Here is a 1,967-nt window from a genome sequence, read left to right as displayed (position 1 = left end):
GATCCCCGGCGTTCACGTATTGCGTCATTCTGGATGGAGGGTCCGGCAGCTGCTTATCAGACACTCTCGCAACTCGTTTACAAACTGCTTACTGCAGAACAGGAATACGAGACAACCGGAAGTGAAGAGACACTCAAGACGGTTATCAATACCGACTGGGGATTACCTTATCTTCCCCGCGCCAGCATGGAGCAACGAAAAAGTGAATTGCTTGAGCAGCGGGCAGAGCCAGTTCCTTCCCGCAGTGTGCCGGATGGCGTTAATTTCCTTGTGGCGACAGTGGATGTGCAGGCGGGACGTCATCGCCGTTTTGTGGTTCAGGTAACGGGCTATGGCAGCCGTGGCGAACGCTGGATTATTGATCGTTACAACATCACGCAGTCATTGCGCGGTGACAGCGACGGGGAGAGCCAGCGAATTGATCCGGCCAGCTATCCGGAAGACTGGGATGTCCTGCTGACGGATGTTTTTCATAAAAGCTGGCCGCTGGCCTCCGATCCTTCTCAACAAATGCGACTGATGGCAATGGCGGTGGACTCCGGCGGTGAAGACGGGGTCACTGATAATGCCTATAAATTCTGGCGTCGTTGCCGTCGTGATGGCCTTGGTAAACGTATTTACCTGTTTAAGGGTGACAGCATCCGGCGCGCAAAACTGATCAGCCGTACATTCCCTGATAACACCGGACGAACGGGCCGCCGGGCGCAGGCCGCAGGTGATGTGCCGCTCTGGCTTCTTCAGACGGATGCCCTGAAAGACCGGGTGAATAACGCGTTATGGCGTGACTCGCCAGGTCCCGGCTATGTGCATTTCCCTGACTGGCTGGGGAGCTGGTTTTACGACGAACTGACGTATGAAGAGCGGAGCAGTGACGGGAAATGGAGTAAGCCGGGTCGCGGTGCCAACGAAGCTTTTGACCTGATGGTGTATGCCGAGGCTCTGGTCATTCTGCATGGATACGAAAAGATCCGCTGGCCGGATGCACCGGAGTGGGCGAGCCGGGAAACCTGGCTGGAGTGTGTCCCGGACAGTACCGAACCGTCACCCACACCGGAACCGGTATCCACGCCTGTTAAAAAACAAAAACGGAAGAAAACAGTAACTGACGATGTTAACCCCTGGCTGACTTCCGGAGGATGGTTATGAACCAGAATGATATCGAAGCCATGATTCAGCGTTATACGGAAGCTGAAATGGCGGTGCTGGACGGAAAATCCGTCACCTTTAATGGTCAGCAGATGACCATGGAAAACTTATCTGAGATCCGGCAGGGACGGCAGGAGTGGGAGCGCCGCCTTGCGGCTCTGATTACACGACGACGGGGGCATCCCGGGTACCGGCTGGCGAGGTTCTGATGGCAATTCTTGATGATGTGATTGGCGTTTTTTCACCAGGATGGAAAGCGGCAAGGCTGCGTTCCCGTGCGGTGATCCAGGCTTATGAGGCCGTAAAAACGACACGGACACACAAAGCCCGGCGGGAAAACCGAACTGCCGACCAGTTAAGCCAGTACGGGGCCGTGTCGTTACGTGAGCAGGCCCGTTACCTTGATAACAACCACGATCTGGTTATTGGTGTATTTGACAAGCTGGAAGAACGGGTGGTGGGGAAAAACGGGATTATTGTCGAGCCACATCCGGTATTACGCAATGGGGCCATTGCCCGTGATCTGGCAGCGGAGATACGCACCCGATGGAGTGAATGGTCTGTCAGTCCGGAAGTCACCGGGCAGTTTACCCGTCCGATGCTGGAACGTCTGATGCTGCGTACCTGGCTGCGCGATGGTGAGGTGTTTGCCCAGATGGTTTCCGGGCGCATAAACAGCCTGACGCCTTCTGCCGGTGTTCATTTCTGGCTGGAGGCGCTCGAGCCGGACTTTATTCCCATGACCAGTGATGAGAGCAACAGGCTGAATCAGGGCGTGTTTGTTGATGACTGGGGGCGTCCCGAAAAATATCTGGTGTATA

3 protein-coding genes are annotated in these 1,967 nt (G+C 55.4%); all 3 read left to right on the top strand.

Annotated elements, in window-relative coordinates:
• Positions 1-1,146 (top strand): terminase gpA endonuclease subunit (locus tag ACWIGM_RS31270; protein WP_454029848.1); only part of this gene is annotated, 1,146 nt, incomplete at its 5' end.
• Positions 1,143-1,355 (top strand): hypothetical protein, encoded by a 213-nt coding sequence (locus ACWIGM_RS31265; RefSeq protein ID WP_001072975.1) that lies wholly within the window; start codon positions 1,143-1,145, stop codon positions 1,353-1,355. The genes ACWIGM_RS31270 and ACWIGM_RS31265, both read left to right, overlap by 4 nt.
• Positions 1,355-1,967: phage portal protein (locus ACWIGM_RS31260; protein ID WP_454029847.1), on the top strand; the 613-nt coding region annotated here is incomplete at its 3' end. The genes ACWIGM_RS31265 and ACWIGM_RS31260, both read left to right, overlap by 1 nt.

The sequence above is a fragment of the Allobosea sp. NPDC055332 genome (assembly GCF_053645455.1).
Note: the sequence above shows the minus strand (reverse complement) of the source record. Positions and strands in the feature narration are given on the sequence as shown.